We start from the raw sequence: 15,909 nt of genomic DNA, 5'->3' as shown, positions 1-15,909 counted from the left end.
ATAAAAAGAGATAGAATCTAATAAATTGAATACAGACATAAGCTGATGATTATTCGAATTATTCGAAAAATTAAACACCTAAATCGATAATTTCCTCTTAAATCCAGCATAAAAACTGGCTGGTTTCTCTTTCCATTAGCCAGCCAGTTTATTTCGACGCTCTACTTCTTCTATCTTATTAAAAATTCGGTGTGCAATAATCATAAACATCATACTTAATGGGGCAGCACTAAAGAATAATAAAGAAGCTGGTGCGACCTCAAGAGCGATATAACATAAAATCAAACAAAGAATCATCGAAAAGGTATGAAAAGGATTAGACATTCCAAGGATAAACGCATACTTTATATTTTGAAAGAGCTTCAAATCATAGTGAACATACACTTGAAAAATATAAAGAGTCATAACCAAATAATTAAAAGCAATCACAACAAAAAGGTAGAAGAAAATTTGTGACATTCCGCTTTCTAAATGATAAAAGAAATACAAATCAATGAATAAAATCACAGCTAAACTCGTTAAAATGAAACCGAGTCCATTTGATTTCACAAACTCCCTCTTGTATGTTTGCCAAAATTCTTTTGAAATCTGTAATTCCTGCTCCCCATTAATCCATTTTCGTGCTAATGTAAACATCGCGACGGTTGCTGGGAATACGCCCAAAATAATCCCTCCGAGTAAAACAAACCCAACCCATAATATATTGACGATCGCTAACTTAGCAATCCATTCAAAAGCCCGATAAAAGACGCCATATACACCATTTGCCTCCATTTACAATCCACCTTCCTCATTCCTATTTATAAGCCGGCTATCTTTTTTAGTTTTTCCTCACGATCTTTTGATTTGACGATGATTTTCCCAATCGCAGCAGCAAGCACCTGCTGAAACAAAATAACCACGATGATTGGAATACTCACTTGCGGCGGAAAATAAGTAACCGCTAAGGCTGAACCTACTCCGTTATTCCTTAGTCCACTACTATAAGTTAAACTTATTCCAATTGAATGGTCCCACTTAAATAATTTTGCTGCCGTAAATCCTAACACATAACCAACAACCGTTAATAACAAGAGGGTAACGAATAATTTGAGCAATGAAACATTTGTGTCCTTTAGAAAAGGGGCTGCGACCGAACAATTAATGGCAATCACTAAGAGCAAACCAGCCTTAGCAAAAGGAGCTAATGTTTTTTTGATTTCCCCCGAAGACTTCGTGAAAAAATGTGTGCTGGCTAATCCTATAATGGAAGGAATGACGACCATCCATATAAGCCCTTTCATTACTCCCCAAATAGGCAATGACACCTCGGTTCCTATTAGTAGTTGTAAAGAAAGAGGGACAAGAAAAGGGGCAAGCATCGTATTTGCTAAAATAATCGTCAAAGTCGTTGAACTGCTCCCTTTATAAATAGACACCCACATTAAGCTCACAATTCCTGTAGGGATGATAAAGGCTAAAACGAGTCCGGTCACGATATAAATGTCATCAGCAAAAAAAAGATGTCCTACCCCAAAAGCTATCAGAGGCATAATCACTTGTAAGATCATTAAACAAATAAAAATAGGCAAAGGATTTTTAATGGCATGTCCAATCTCCTTTACCTTAAGTCCAAGGCTGCTCGAAAAAGTAATACAAGCAAAAATCCATGGAACTAAAAAAGCATACGAATGGAGAAAGGAAAATATCGTCATTCCACCTAATACAAATAAAGGCGTAATAAAAGGAAAGTAATTCTCTAATGCTGTGTTTACTTTTTCAAACAATGGCTTCCTCCCCTTTTTACACATACAATAGAGTGTAATCTATTAACCTATTAACGATTGAATGGCTTGCTTTTAAATATACATCTTTCTCCTTAAAACGACTATAATCTTCTTGACAGTTTATAAGAATGAGAACATAAATCGCTACAAACTTATCTAATGAACGCTATATAAGATAATGATTATTCTCTTTTTCCCTAACTAATCATCCTTCTCAAAAATATTCCTTAAATTGAAGCTTAAAAAGAGGTATAATCAGGACAGAATCAATTGAAAACGCTTTATCTCTGATTAGGGGGGGTTGAATGAAAAAGAGAAAAACAAAATTCTACTTTAAACTGTTAGCCTTTATATTAATTGTCAGTACGTTCCCAGTTGCTTTCGTCGGGACATTTTCTTATATAAAAGTCTCAGATTCGATGCTGGCGAAAGCTTCAGAAGAACAAAAACAAAATATCCACCAAAGAAATATAAACGTTGAGCAAGTATTAAATACGATTGATCATTCTTTAACTTATTTTGTTAATTCTTCTTTCTTAACAGATACTTTACAGCAACCAATGGGAGCTGTGCAATTTCAAAGATATCGACAGCTAAAACATGAATTAAATTATTTACAATCCTTTGATACAGGAATTGAAGACATTCTGATTCTCAGTTTCAATCACAACTGGAAAATTAATAATGAAGGACTAAATCACTTAGATGAGCAAGAAATCGATGAACATTATTCTAAGTACCTCCAGTCTTACAGTGGGACAGAATGGCTCTTGGAAAAGAAAATAAACACCCCTGCTCATCCTCCAGATGAAGAGGTTGAACATTGGGAAAGTCAAGCCCATTGTGATTATAGTATTCAGTTAGTGAAACAACTCCCACTTGTTTCAAGCTCAAAGACTGGTCTAGCCGTTGTCAGTATCCCATCATGTTCTCTATCTAATATTTTGACGACTAGTGGTGAAACAGAACAAGTTATGATTTTAGATGAAAATTTCCGAATATTAGCACATAATAATCCTTCTTTGATCGGCGAATATTTCGAGGACGTTTCGATTATTGAAAATATAGATCATACCGACACAAATAGCCTAGGACAAATCGCCACTAGCCTAGACATGACGGAATCAACGATTACTTATAAAAGATCAGACTATAATGGCTGGCTCTACTTATCTATTATCTCTAACCAAGAATTAAAACAAGAAGCAAACGCCATTGGATTATTTACACTACTCGTTTGTATAAGTATTATTATGGCCTGTTTCATCTTTTCATGGTTCGGTTCAAAAAGGTTGTACAAGCCCATTAAAGAGCTATACAAAACACTTATGACCAACATGAATCATTCATCCACCCCCAAACAACACCGTGATGAATTTGAAGCTATTGGTGATCAGATTCACCATATGTTAGAGGAAAATAAAGTGCTAGAAACAAAGCTTCATGGACAAGTTGATCAATTAAAGCATTTATTCAGCGTTCGTTTACTAGACGGACAACTAAAAGAAGAAGAACTATTAAACATCTATTCATCTTATAATTTCACAAAAAATTGGAATCATTTATGTGTTTTAAGTTTACAAATTGACTCCCTTGAAAATACTAGCTATACAAATGGACAGAAAGACTTATTGTTATTTTCAATTAACAGCATTGTAGAAGATAATGTACCGACTCATAGACGGTTAACCCCGATCATTCGTAAAGATGTACAAGTCACGATTCTTTTAAGTACATTTGAATCAAAAGAAGCTTTTGAAGAATATATTCATGAGATAGCTACAAGTATTCAAACAAAAGTCCAGGAAGAGTTAGGGTTATCAGTAAGCATCGGAGTTAGTCACCTATATTCTAAGCTATCTTATACGAGAGATGCTTACCTTGAAGGGGTAGAGGTTTTAAAATACCGACTTAAATTTGGTCAAAATTCAATTTTATACTATAAAGATATTGAAGCTGGAAACTCTTTTCAAACATACTTCCCTGAAAATGTTAAAAATGAGTTATTTGACTTCATCAAGTTGGGGGAAAAAGACAAAGCTGAAGAAACATTAAAAAGATTGATTGCTACAATCTTTTCAAAAGATTTAACCCCAAATCAATACCAAATTTCTTTAATGCGTTTATTAAATGATTTAATCTTATTAATGCAAACACTTGGTATAGAACTAGAAAATGTTGATGATAAAAAATCATTATTTGATCAATTTTTTGAGTTAAAGTCGATTGAGGAAATTACAAATTGGTTTAGAGACCATATTATTTATCCATTAATTCAATCCATTCAAGAACGAATTCAATCAAAGTATAAAAACATCTCAGAAAACATTATTCATATTATCCAAAAAGAGTATGATACAGAGCTTTCACTTGAAGCTATAGCGGAACGCTTGCACTATAACCCTAATTATTTAAGTAGTATTTTCCGCAAAGAAACGAATATCTCTTTTAGTGAATACTTATCCATGTATCGTCTAAATATGGCGAAACAATGGCTGATTGAATCGGATTTATCTATTAAAGAAATTGCTGAAAAGTTTCACTACAACAATTCACAAAACTTCATCCGTTCTTTTAAAAAGAAAAAAGGAATCACACCAGGGAAATATCGTGAACTACATGCAAAAAAGAAGTTTGATTGAACTACTCGCCACTTAGCTAACGCTTGAAGTGGGAGATTCTTGGGAACAGAGCGTACTTGCCAGCGGATTTCTTTGCCAACAGAGGTTTCTCTTATGGACCAAGCTATCCCCGTCGATTCCTACGGTTCTGTATGTTGTTTAAGCCAAGTCGAAGGTTCTTACCCCTTCGGCTAGAATATTTTGGCTGGCATTGATATCTCGCTCATGATGTTTATGGCAAATAGGACACGTCCAATCCCTTATTTCAAGAGATTTCTTGCCCTCTTGATGTCCACATTCGGAACAGATTTGACTAGATGGAAACCACCTGCTTATTTTCACGATGGTTTTCCCGTACCATTTCGCTTTGTATTCTAATTTCGATACAAAGGCAGACCAGGATACATCCGAGATCGATTTGGCTAATTTATGATTACGCAACATTCCTTTGGTGTTCAAATCTTCGATACAGATCACATCGTGGTTTTTGATGATGTCTGTACTTAACTTGTGAAGGAAATCGTCTCGTTGGTTCCTGACTCTTTCGTGCAATCTAGCCACTTTGCGCTTTTGCTTCTGATAGTTTTTGGCATCAAGAAGGTTGATACCCTTGTTTTTAGCATGTAGAGCACGTCTTGAAAGTTTTCGCTGTTCACGTCTTAATTTCTTTTCCATTTTGGCTGTGAACTTATGATTGTCCATCTTACGACCATCCGAAAGAACCGCAAAGTCCGTGATGCCTAAATCTATACCGATAGATGAATCCGTTTTCTTCAAGGGCTGTACGTCTGTTTCGACTAGAATGGATACAAAGAACTTTCCGCTTGGATTTCGTCTGACTGTAGCGTTCAGAATACGCCCTTCAACCTCACGACTTTTGGCCAAGCGAACAAGACCCAATTTCGGCAATTTAATTTTGCTGTTTACTATGGCAATGTTATGGTTTGTTTCTTTCGTCGTGTAGGATTGTACCTGATTCTTTTTAGACTTGAAGCGAGGTGCTTTATTTTGTTTCTTGAAAAATCGAGTATAAGAATCAGCAAGGTTTTTCAGGGAGGATTGAAGGGCAATGCTATCCACTTCTTTTAGCCATACGAATTCCTTTTTTAGTTGGGTTAATTCAGCCGAACAAGAAGAATACGTTAACCCTTTGCCTGTTTCTTGGTAGGTATCGTTCCATTGCCCTAAAAAGCGATTAAATACAAAACGAGAACAGCCGATGGTTTTGGCAATCAGGGTTTCTTGTTCTTTGCTTGGATAGATACGGAACTTATAGGCTTTCTTGACTAGCACGGCTCTCCCCCCTTCAAAAAACGAACGTTTGTTCTTATTTTATCATAGAAAGGAGCGTTTTGGCTACCACCAACCGACATTCATCTCCCACCTATCGTTGGGCTTTGCCCTTCTCACGATGGAGGAAGGAGTCTTCTGTCGGAAAACGATAAACGATGTGAAAAGGGCTCTGTGTTGAGCTCTTTTCACCGTTCCCGAAAAATACTTGTGCATATACTGGGCTCTTTAGTTCGTTGTATTTGGCTCTCGATGCTTTCTTTCAACCATGTGGTGCTCCGGCGATCGCTCCCAAAAGACGCGGAGCATGATTTTCGGGAACGGTGAGCAGGACACCATCCACTTCTCATGAAAGTCGGAGTTTCGCTGTGGTTAACTATTATATACGCTAGAAAAAGGATGTCTCAAAAGGTGCATTTACATGACCTTTTGAGACATCCTCTTTAACAATCACATTGATAGGATTGAGTAAATTCCTCAATGATTTGATTTCCGCCACTTTTATACCAGTTTTCCACTGCTTTTTGGAATCCTTCCTCATCTATTTGTCCAAGAATAAATTGAATTGTTGCATCCTCGATCATTTGCTTTAACTGACTTCCCTTAATGACAAATGTATTCGAATCAAGAGAAATAGTCGGATTGTGTATTAAATGTTTTTCATTTTGTTGAATCAAATCAATCGCCTTCACTTGAACATCATAACTAAAATAACGTTCATAGCCTTTATGTGTCTCACTCTCACCAATTTCAAGTGCTAAATATGGCCTTACTTCTTGATCATGTAAGGTTGAATTTATAATATTAGCCATACCATCAATAACTTCATAGTGTTCACCTTCTATTCCCCACAATAATAGATTGCTTATTTCTGGTGTCAGTAATTGATCGTAGAATGAAAGAATTTTTTTCAAATCAGCTTCGGTCCTCACTGATGATTTGGGAAATAATAATAAATTCGAATATCCCGGTATTGCCCAAACTCCAAATTCACCATCTGCTCGTCTCACCTTACTATGAACATCAAACTCAGCGTGAGGATTGATCAAGATCGCTTGATTATATAGGTTAATGACATCAGCCATAGAGCCTACATAAATCCCTGCCTCTCCATTCACTAATAAAGCCTGCTGCTCCATTTTACTCGCGACCGGGAAGTCTTGATTCATATAGCCGTTTTGATAAAGCTCTCTCATATATTCCAACGTCTCCATATATTCTGGGAACATAAATTCAGGCAAAATTTCATCATCTTTGATTCCAAATTCATTCGGAACACCAAACCAGGAAGAAATCGTTTTAAAAGCGCCAAATACTAAGTCACTCCGCTCAGTTAACCCGATTGTATCTTGTACACCAGTATGATTAGGGTCATCTTCGGTAAAGGCTCTTGCTAATTCAAAAAATTCTTCGATGGTTTCCGGTGCTGATAATCCAAGATTCCGAGCCCAATCTTTACGATAAATGAGCCCTTGCCGTGATAGTGGCCTACCTTGATAGAGGGAATAAATCTTTCCATCTACCTTTGTATTAGACAAGATTTCTGGTTTTAATTTACTTAAGTTCTCAAACTCCTCTAAATACGGGCCAATTTCCCAAAATTGTTCATCTCGAATAGCATCCTTATATTGATTAAACATTTGAAAACTCATTGGGACAACCATCGGCAAGTTCCCTGTTGCAAAAGCTGTATGAACACGATCATTATAATTAGTCTCACGAACAAACTGAATGTTTAACTTCGTATTAGTGGCCCCTTCTATCAACCTTTTTATTTTTGCATTTGGCACTTCGAAGTTATGTAAGTTTAACAGGATCGAAATCTCATAAGGATCTTCAGATGATTTTCCAGATGTAGTTTCATCATTTATTTGGCTACCGTCACCCCCTCCAGAGATGACAACGTTTTCATTTTTACTACAAGCAACGAGTAATAAAAGAAGAAAAGAACATATCCAAAACGAAACAAATATTGTCTTTCTTTGAAATAAGAGCATTACTATTCTCCTTTCAAATTGCTTGTAAAGTGATAAACTCCAACAAAATAATAGCATAATATCATTATTATAACATTCTAACTTGAAAGAAAATATAAAATAATAAACCTTTTATTTTTGTAAACTGTTCTTGATGAACCTTTGAGCTTCAAGTATATTCTCTGAGTTAATAGAATCCAAAATAATCTCAATATGTGGTTTATATTGAAACAACCTTGCAAATATTAATTCATAATTTAAATGACCTTGTCCTACTGGAACCCAAGATAACTCATCGTTCTCTCCAAAAAAACAATCTTTCGCTTGAAAAGCAACGATGCGATCACCTAGTAATTGAAACATCTCTTCTATAACGGCATCTTGCTCTTTATAATTCTTTTCCGTAATTAAATTGCCGGGATCGAGAACAACCCCTAGATGCGATGAAGGAACTTCATCAATTAATTTTCTTAATTTTTTAGCGTTATCAATAAGGTGATATTGGGCTGGCTCTATCCCGATAAATACTCCCCACTTTTCCGCTTCTTCTAATAATTCCTGAAGCGTCTCTTTTAACTTTTCCCAATCACCCTTCGTAAAATGTCCAGAATCGATTTTTCCAGTTTCTGTTGCGACAATCGAAGTTCCAAAAATTCTCGCATAACGAATCATTTCTTTATATCTTTCCTTATTTACCTGATGCTTTTTTTCATCCCTCTCAAACAAATGTAAGTAGCAACCTAAAACCGAAATAGAACTGCCATGCCTTTCAAACTCTTTCTTAATATATTTCGCCATTCCCGGACTTAATCTTCCTGGCTTCATAAAATCATATTCATTAAAAGCCTTCCATAAAGCTAATTGCACATGTTGAAATTGATAGGAACCTACTTTTTGGGCCACATCTTGAACCGTTCCTTTATGGCATAGATGAGCTAATACTCCGATTGACATTATGTGAACTCCTCTCAATTAAAAAGATGACTAACTTATACATTTCTCTATTTCATCCATTCATTACAAAAGGTTGACCTAGCATCATTTTCTTGATTTGATTAAACGAACAACTCTAATGCCCCTATAAACTAAATTGTATTACAAACTTTCTATAATCGTAATAATCTTCATATCAGAAATACAAAAATCTAAGATATTGATTATCCATGTTATGGTGGATTATCCCCCTTGTGACCCACTTAAGACTCTTCATCTAGGAGCAAATGAAAAACCGCCCCATAAGGTCGTTACCTTAAGAAACGGTTTTTCTATATAATCATCACTTTTTCACCTAAATCGACTTATGCTTTTAACTTTGAAAAAGCCTTTTCCGCTGCAGCTATCGTTTTGTCAATATCCTCTTCAGTATGCTTCGTTGATAAAAACATTCCTTCAAATTGAGACGGCGGAAGAGAGATACCTTCATTCAACATCTCACGGAAATAGTTGGCAAAATAATCGAGGTTTGATGTTTTCGCTACCTCAAAGTTCACCACTTTTTCATCTGTGAAGAAAAATCCAACCATAGAACCGATACGATTAATATAATGTGGAATTTCATATTTTTTCGCTGCTGCTGTTAAACCTGTTTCTAAGTGCTCAGCTAATTCGTCAAAACGTTCATAATCCGCTGGTGTTAGCTGGGATAAGGTCTCATATCCAGCTGTCATCGCAAGTGGATTCCCTGATAATGTACCTGCTTGATAAATCGGACCACTTGGGGCAATTTGCTCCATAATTTCACGCTTCCCACCAAAAGCACCAACAGGTAATCCACCACCGATTACTTTTCCTAAACATGTTAAATCAGGTGTGACCCCGAGTGTTCCTTGTGCACAATTATAACCGACGCGGAAGCCTGTCATTACCTCGTCAAAAATTAACAAACTGCCATTTTGCTCAGTAATTTCACGTAGGCCTTCTAAAAAGCCTGCTATAGGCGGAACAACACCCATATTTCCTGCTACAGGTTCAACGATAATAGCGGCAATATCGTCACCAAACTTATCAAAGGCGTATTGAACACTCTCCAAGTCATTGTAATTTACCGTCAATGTATTTTGAGCTACTGATTCTGGTACCCCAGGACTATCCGGTAAACCGAGTGTAGCGACACCTGAACCTGCTTTAATTAATAAAGAATCACCGTGACCGTGATAACAACCGACGAATTTAAGAATTTTGTTACGACCTGTGTAACCACGTGCCAAACGAAGAGCACTCATCGTTGCCTCTGTTCCAGAGTTGACCATCCGAACGACTTCAACCGAAGGCACTCGTTCAATAACAAGCTCAGCAAGCTTTGTTTCCATTTCATTAGGAGCACCAAAGCTTGTCCCTTTTTCTGTTGCTTCTTTTAGTTTTTCGACAACCTGCTCATCGGCATGTCCTAAAATAAGTGGTCCCCATGATAACACATAGTCAATATACTCATTTCCATCGATATCATAAATTTTTGACCCTTTACCGCTCTCCATATAAACGGGATTCATGTTCACCGATTTAAAAGCACGTACAGGACTGTTAACTCCACCTGGCATAAGTGGCTTCGCTTTTGCAAAAGCCTCTTCTGATTTTTGATACTGACGCATCCAAATTCCCTCCTTAAATATAAAGCGTAGTCCGTTTGCTTAGAAGCGAGAAAAAATAAGAACAGCTGATGAAGACGCTCTTTGTCTTCATTCAGATGGGCGATTTTTCTCGAGCTTCTAACGGACGTAGCTAGATTAAATATAAAGCGAAGCCTGTTCGGTCAGAAGCGAGAAAAAATTAGGTGCTGCTGATGAAGACGCCCTTTGTCTTCACTCAGACGAACCGATTTTTCTCGAGCTTCTAACAGGCATAGCTAGATTAAATATAAAGCGTAGTCCGTTTGCTTAGAAGCGAGAACAGTGGAGTTGGTTTACTCCACCAGCTGTATGCCCTTCGCGTTCCGCGGGTGAGACGGGAGCCTCCTCGCTCAACGCTGCGGGGTCTCCCGTCCCTCACTATTCCCGCAGGAGTCTCCGGGCATTCCGCTGGCTCCGTTTTGGTAATCCAAAAGCCATTCCGTTCAACTTAGTAGTGATCACTCAATTAGTTTTTCTCTAGCTCCAAACAGACTTAACTCGACTAATACTTACCCCTTCAACCATTTAGCTGCATCTTTGGCGTGGTACGTTAAAATAATATCTGCTCCAGCACGTTTCATACTCATCAGCTTTTCTAATACGATCGCTTTTTCGTCAACCCAACCGTTTTGACTAGCAGCTTTTATCATTGCGTATTCACCACTCACATTATAAGCAACCACTGGATAACCAGAAAGATCCTTTACTTCACGGATGATGTCTAAATACGAGAGGGCTGGTTTCACGATGAGGAAATCGGCTCCTTCTTCAATATCAGACTGTGCTTCTCTAATCGCTTCAAGACGGTTTGCTGGGTCCATTTGGTACGTTTTACGGTCCCCAAATTGTGGTGTACTATGAGCCGCATCACGGAATGGACCATAAAAAGCAGAGGCATATTTGACCGCATAAGACATGATCGGAACGTCCTCAAAACCTGCTTGATCAAGTCCATAACGAATCGCTGCGACAAATCCGTCCATCATATTCGATGGTGCGATAATATCGGCTCCCGCTTTCGCTTGCGATATCGCTGTTTGAGCTAATAAATCAAGCGTTGGATCATTTAATACTTTGCCTTCTTTTACGATTCCACAATGACCATGATCGGTAAACTGGCATAAACAAGTATCCGCAATAACGGTTAGCTCTGGATGACGTTCTTTAATTTGACGAATCGCTTTTTGGACAATCCCTTCATCGTCATAGGCCGAAGAGCCAACTTCATCCTTTGCCTCTGGAACGCCAAAGATGATCACGGATTGAATACCAAGTTCGACAACTTCATCAATCTCATCATTTAATAAATCCAATGACCACTGAAAAACATTTGGCATGGATTTGATTTCACTTTTTATGTTCTCTCCCTCGATAACAAAAAGAGGGTGAATAAAATCATGAGCACTTATTTGTGTCTCTCTTACCATATTACGAATGCTTCCACTTTGCCTTAAACGACGATGACGTTGAAACATTAAGTCTTTCATTTACTTTTCTCCTCCTCATAGTAAGCGATAATCGAGTTTAGTAAATCATCTACTGTAAATTGACTCGGCGTAATCGTAACAGGAAAATGATATTGTTCACATGTTTTCGCTGCGATCGGCCCAATACAAGCCACTTTCCAGTAAAAATCTTCAAAATGAAGCTCATTGTCCTCAAGCAGTCGGGCAAAATGATGAACGGTAGACGAACTTGTAAAAGTAATCAAATCGACGTCATGAAGTGGCAAATGCTTAAATCGACTTGAAGCTGTTTCAGGCAATACCGTATGATAAATCGTCACCGCGACCACTTTCCCAACAACTTTTGACAACTGTTCGATTAACAGTTTACGTCCAAGCCTACCACGAATAATTAACACAGACTGTTTGTTTGTCACTTGCTCTTTTAACTCGTCTAAAAGCTGTTCGGCAACAAATAAGGTTGGTTTTAACTCTATATCAAGCCCATAACTACTTAAAGCCTCAGCTGTTTTTTCCCCCACGACTGCGATTTTCGGCCATTTTTTCGGCTTAATTTTAAAAGTCAATAAGGCTTCCATAAAGAACTTCACACCATTTGTACTCGTAAAGACGATCCAATCAAACTGCTCAAAATAACAAATCGCTTCTCTTTCTAATGGTGACAAATCCGTTCGTTCAAAAGTAATTAATGGTAGGTGATAAATGTCAGCTCCAGCAGACTCAAGCTTTTGCACAAAATCAGTTGCTTGTTGTTCCGCTCTAGTGACAACGATTTTTTTACCTGCCAACACTGTTTTTGTCACGACTATTCGCCGCTTTCATTTTTAACTTTATCTAAAATTTCACGAGCTCCTTGCTCAAGCAATGTGTTGGCAATTGAAACACCTAACTCAACAGGCTCATTTCCAACTCTTGTTTCTTTTAAAATCGTCTTGCCATCCGGTGATCCCACTAAGGCGGTCAACGAAATATCGCCATCCTCTTGCAGAGTACCGTAAGCCGCAATTGGCACTTGACAACCACCTTCAATCTTATGTAAAAAGGCACGCTCTGCCGCAACGATACGTTCTGTAATCACATCATTAATTTCGGCTAAAAGCTGCTTCACTTCCTCATCATCTGAGCGACACTCGATCCCGAGAGCTCCTTGACCAACAGCCGGAATGCACGTTTCTGTATCAAGGTACTCTGTAATAAGCTCTTCTGAATAACCCAGCCTTTTTAAACCCGCTGCAGCTAAAATAATCGCATCAAAGTTTTCGTCCTCTAATTTGCTAAGTCTTGTTTCCACATTTCCACGAATCCATTGAACTTCTAAATCAGGACGCTCTGCCAGTAATTGGGCCGAACGACGTAAACTACTCGTCCCTACTATAGAACCACTTGGAAGATCGGCAAGCTTCACATGATTATTTGAAATTAACGCATCACGAGGATCTTCCCGCTCTGGCACCGCCCCAATTGTAAAGCCTGGATGCAGCTCAGAAGGAACATCCTTCATACTATGAACCGCCATATCAATCTCACCATCTGCTAAAGCGCGTTCAATCTCTTTAACAAATAGACCTTTACCACCAACTTTTGATAACGTCACGTCTAAAATGCGGTCACCTTTTGTAACAATCTTCTTCACTTCAAATTCAAAAGGAGCTCCCACCTTCTTTAACTGGTCAATGACCCAGTTCGTTTGCGTTAAGGCCAGATTACTTTTTCTTGAACCAATCACTATTTTTCTCATCAAAATCCTCCGTTCTACATTCCGTTACTAATCAGCTTTTTACCATAAATGAAAACTTGTATACTGACTTGATAAAAAATAATTAATACATAACACTAAAAAGCCTGCGATATTTAAAAGAGCAAACCCATACCCTTGTTTATGCTTCACTACCCTATTATACAGATAAATGAGATAAATCAATAATGTTAGGAATGAAGACAATACTTTCGGGTCAAACCACTGGAACTCATCCAGTTGAATACTTGCCCATATATACCCTTGTATAATACCAATTAATAAGAGCGGAGCCCCTATCATCGTAAAAATGAAAGCCATTTTATCGAGACTTGTTAACGAACCAAATCTTTGCAGACGCTTGCCCCATTTTTTTCTTTTCAGCATTTGATGCTGAATAACATACATAATGGAATAAGCAAAAGCCAATGTAAAGGCCGCATAAGATAAAAAGATAAAGCTAATATGAATAAGCATTAATTCAAAGCTTAATAAACTATGGAGAGCCTCTGGTCGCTCCGTATTGGTCGCAAATAAACTAAACGCCAGCATCGCAAATCCAACAAGGTTTGTAAAAAACACTAAAAAATCAACTCGAAAATACCAATTAATCACAAGCGAAACCGTCACCACAGTCCACGCATAAAAAAATAAGCCATCTAATGAGCTAATAATCAGAGTTTGATCTAATGAGACTGCACGGATAATAAAATAACCTGTTTGCAATAGCCATACAACGGAAAGCAACCAGAAAGCCACTCGATTGACCTTCCGGTTGTTTTGTAAAAAATCGATAAAATAACAAAAGACACTTAAGCTATACAATACAATCGTAATAGGATAAATCCAATTCACGAGCCGTCATCCCTCTTCATTAAGAGCGTACAGCAGCCTTTTGTCTAGACTGGACTGCTGCTATTTCTTGTTTTTTGGCATTCTCCCATTGCTCTTCGGCCTTCATTATCCGTTCTTGTTGTTGTTGAGCTTCTAATTCAGCCTCTAACGCAAAGATTTTCGTAAACATTTCAAGAGCCTCTTCTGCTTTTTCTTCCCCTGCAAGCTCTTTCACCCGAGTAACAGGATCACGAAGCAGCTGATTTACAATGCTCTTCGTATGTTTACTTAATACTTTACGCTCACGTTCCGTTAAATTAGGCATTTTACGCTCAATACTTTCCATCGTCTCCGCTTGAACGGCTAGTGCCTTTGTACGTAAAGCCGTAATAATGGGAACAACACCAAGCATACTTAACCATGATTTAAATTCAACGAGCTCTGCTTCCATCATCAATTCAATTTTTTCCGCTTCTCTTTTCCGTTCAGCTAAATTCGCCTCGACGATGTTTTGCAAATCATCTATATCATATAAATAAACATCATCAAATGACGCAATCTCAGGATCTAAATCACGAGGTACAGCAATATCAACCATAAATAATGGTTTGCCTTTTCTTTGTTTCATCACATTTTCAACCATCGATTTTGTAATCACAAACCCACGTGCCCCTGTAGATGTTATGAGAATATCAACTTCTGACAAGGCTTTTTCTAACTGTTCATAGGCTCTTGCGTGACCAGCAAAACGTAGGGCAAGCTCTTCCGCTTTTTCGATCGTCCGGTTAATAACGGTAATATCTTTAGCACCATTGCCGTGAAGGTGCTTAGCTGTCAGTTCACTCATTTTCCCTGCACCTAAAATAAGCACATGCTTGTTCGAAAAATCACCAAAGATTTTTTTTCCTAGCTCAACGGCTGCATAACTAACAGAAACGGCATGCTTCCCAATATCTGTCTGCGAATGAGCACGCTTGGCAAATGTGATCGCTTGCTTAAATAAATGATTAAAAATCGTGCCTGTCACTTGTTGACCTTGAGCAAATAAAAAGCTATTACGAACTTGTCCAAGAATTTGCGTTTCCCCCAAAATCATCGAATCAAGTCCAGAAGCTACTTTTAATAAATGTTCAACGGCATGCTCCTCTTCTCGAATATCTAAATACATCGAGAAATCATCCTTAGGCATGTTAAACCATTCCGCCAAAAATGTCTTCGTATAATGGCGGCCTGTATGTAGTTGATCGGCAACCACATAAATTTCCGTACGATTACAGGTAGATATAATGACACATTCTAAAATGCTTTTAGAATTTCTTAACTTCTTTAAAGCATTAGGTAGTTCCTCATCACTAAATGTGAACCTTTCTCTCATCTCGACAGGAGCCGTTTTGTAATTCAACCCCACTAGCAGCATAAACATCCTGTCGCTCACCCCCCTAATCAATTTTAGCTCATTGGTTGCGCTTATCGTATTAAACGGAGTGAACCATTTAAAACAAAAACACCGACATTGTTATCTGTTTATTCATCTATAAAATTCCATAAGGACTTCAATCTACCTCTTATTTATAATAATTATTATATCATGGATTATCTCGCACATAAAAATAAA

General features: G+C 37.7%; 12 protein-coding genes. 1 reads left to right on the top strand and 11 read right to left on the bottom strand.

Annotated elements, in window-relative coordinates; all coding sequences use genetic code 11:
* Positions 1–135 precede the first annotated feature (135 nt).
* Positions 136–774 (bottom strand): YesL family protein, encoded by a 639-nt coding sequence (locus AA0017_RS02845; protein WP_413379343.1) that lies wholly within the window; start codon positions 772–774, stop codon positions 136–138.
* A gap of 26 nt (positions 775–800) precedes the next feature.
* Positions 801–1,766, bottom strand: a complete 966-nt coding sequence (locus AA0017_RS02840; RefSeq protein ID WP_413379341.1) for a bile acid:sodium symporter family protein — start codon at positions 1,764–1,766, stop codon at positions 801–803.
* 305 nt (positions 1,767–2,071) lie between these two features.
* Between AA0017_RS02840 and AA0017_RS02835 the strand changes: the two genes are divergently transcribed.
* On the top strand, positions 2,072–4,408 hold the full coding sequence (locus AA0017_RS02835) for a helix-turn-helix domain-containing protein (protein ID WP_413379339.1): 2,337 nt from the start codon (positions 2,072–2,074) through the stop codon (positions 4,406–4,408).
* Between the two features lie 138 nt (positions 4,409–4,546).
* On the opposite strand, the gene tnpB is transcribed toward AA0017_RS02835, so the two are convergent.
* The 9 genes from tnpB to hemA all read right to left on the bottom strand — a co-directional run bounded on the left by tnpB (position 4,547) and on the right by hemA (position 15,717).
* The gene (tnpB, locus tag AA0017_RS02830) at positions 4,547–5,680 is read right to left on the bottom strand and encodes an IS200/IS605 family element RNA-guided endonuclease TnpB (RefSeq protein WP_413379337.1); all 1,134 of its coding nucleotides are present in this window, start codon (positions 5,678–5,680) and stop codon (positions 4,547–4,549) included.
* Between the two features lie 440 nt (positions 5,681–6,120).
* Positions 6,121–7,674, bottom strand: a complete 1,554-nt coding sequence (locus AA0017_RS02825) for an extracellular solute-binding protein (RefSeq protein WP_413379335.1) — start codon at positions 7,672–7,674, stop codon at positions 6,121–6,123.
* Positions 7,675–7,785: 111 nt separating this feature from the next.
* On the bottom strand, positions 7,786–8,607 hold the full coding sequence (locus AA0017_RS02820) for a sugar phosphate isomerase/epimerase family protein (RefSeq protein WP_413379333.1): 822 nt from the start codon (positions 8,605–8,607) through the stop codon (positions 7,786–7,788).
* A 344-nt stretch (positions 8,608–8,951) separates the two neighbouring features.
* Complete coding sequence (gene hemL, locus AA0017_RS02815) at positions 8,952–10,241, bottom strand: glutamate-1-semialdehyde 2,1-aminomutase (RefSeq protein WP_413379331.1); 1,290 nt, start codon at positions 10,239–10,241, stop codon at positions 8,952–8,954.
* Between the two features lie 527 nt (positions 10,242–10,768).
* Positions 10,769–11,746, bottom strand: coding sequence for a porphobilinogen synthase (hemB, locus tag AA0017_RS02810; RefSeq protein ID WP_413379329.1), 978 nt, complete (start codon positions 11,744–11,746; stop codon positions 10,769–10,771).
* The gene (locus AA0017_RS02805) at positions 11,743–12,528 is read right to left on the bottom strand and encodes a uroporphyrinogen-III synthase (RefSeq protein WP_413379327.1); all 786 of its coding nucleotides are present in this window, start codon (positions 12,526–12,528) and stop codon (positions 11,743–11,745) included. The genes hemB and AA0017_RS02805 overlap by 4 nt, the downstream gene beginning before the upstream one ends.
* Positions 12,529–12,530: 2 nt before the next feature.
* Positions 12,531–13,463 (bottom strand): hydroxymethylbilane synthase, encoded by a 933-nt coding sequence (gene hemC / locus AA0017_RS02800; protein ID WP_413379326.1) that lies wholly within the window; start codon positions 13,461–13,463, stop codon positions 12,531–12,533.
* 39 nt (positions 13,464–13,502) lie between these two features.
* Complete coding sequence (locus tag AA0017_RS02795; RefSeq protein WP_413379324.1) at positions 13,503–14,315, bottom strand: inner membrane protein YpjD; 813 nt, start codon at positions 14,313–14,315, stop codon at positions 13,503–13,505.
* Positions 14,316–14,334: 19 nt separating this feature from the next.
* On the bottom strand, positions 14,335–15,717 hold the full coding sequence (hemA, locus tag AA0017_RS02790; RefSeq protein WP_413379322.1) for a glutamyl-tRNA reductase: 1,383 nt from the start codon (positions 15,715–15,717) through the stop codon (positions 14,335–14,337).
* Between the last annotated feature and the right edge of the window lie 192 nt (positions 15,718–15,909).

The sequence above is a fragment of the Alkalihalobacillus phoenicis genome, assembly GCF_047302405.1.
Classification (GTDB): Bacteria; Bacillota; Bacilli; order Bacillales; family Bacillaceae_D; genus Alkalihalobacillus.
This window is presented reverse-complemented; position numbering and strand designations above follow the sequence as displayed.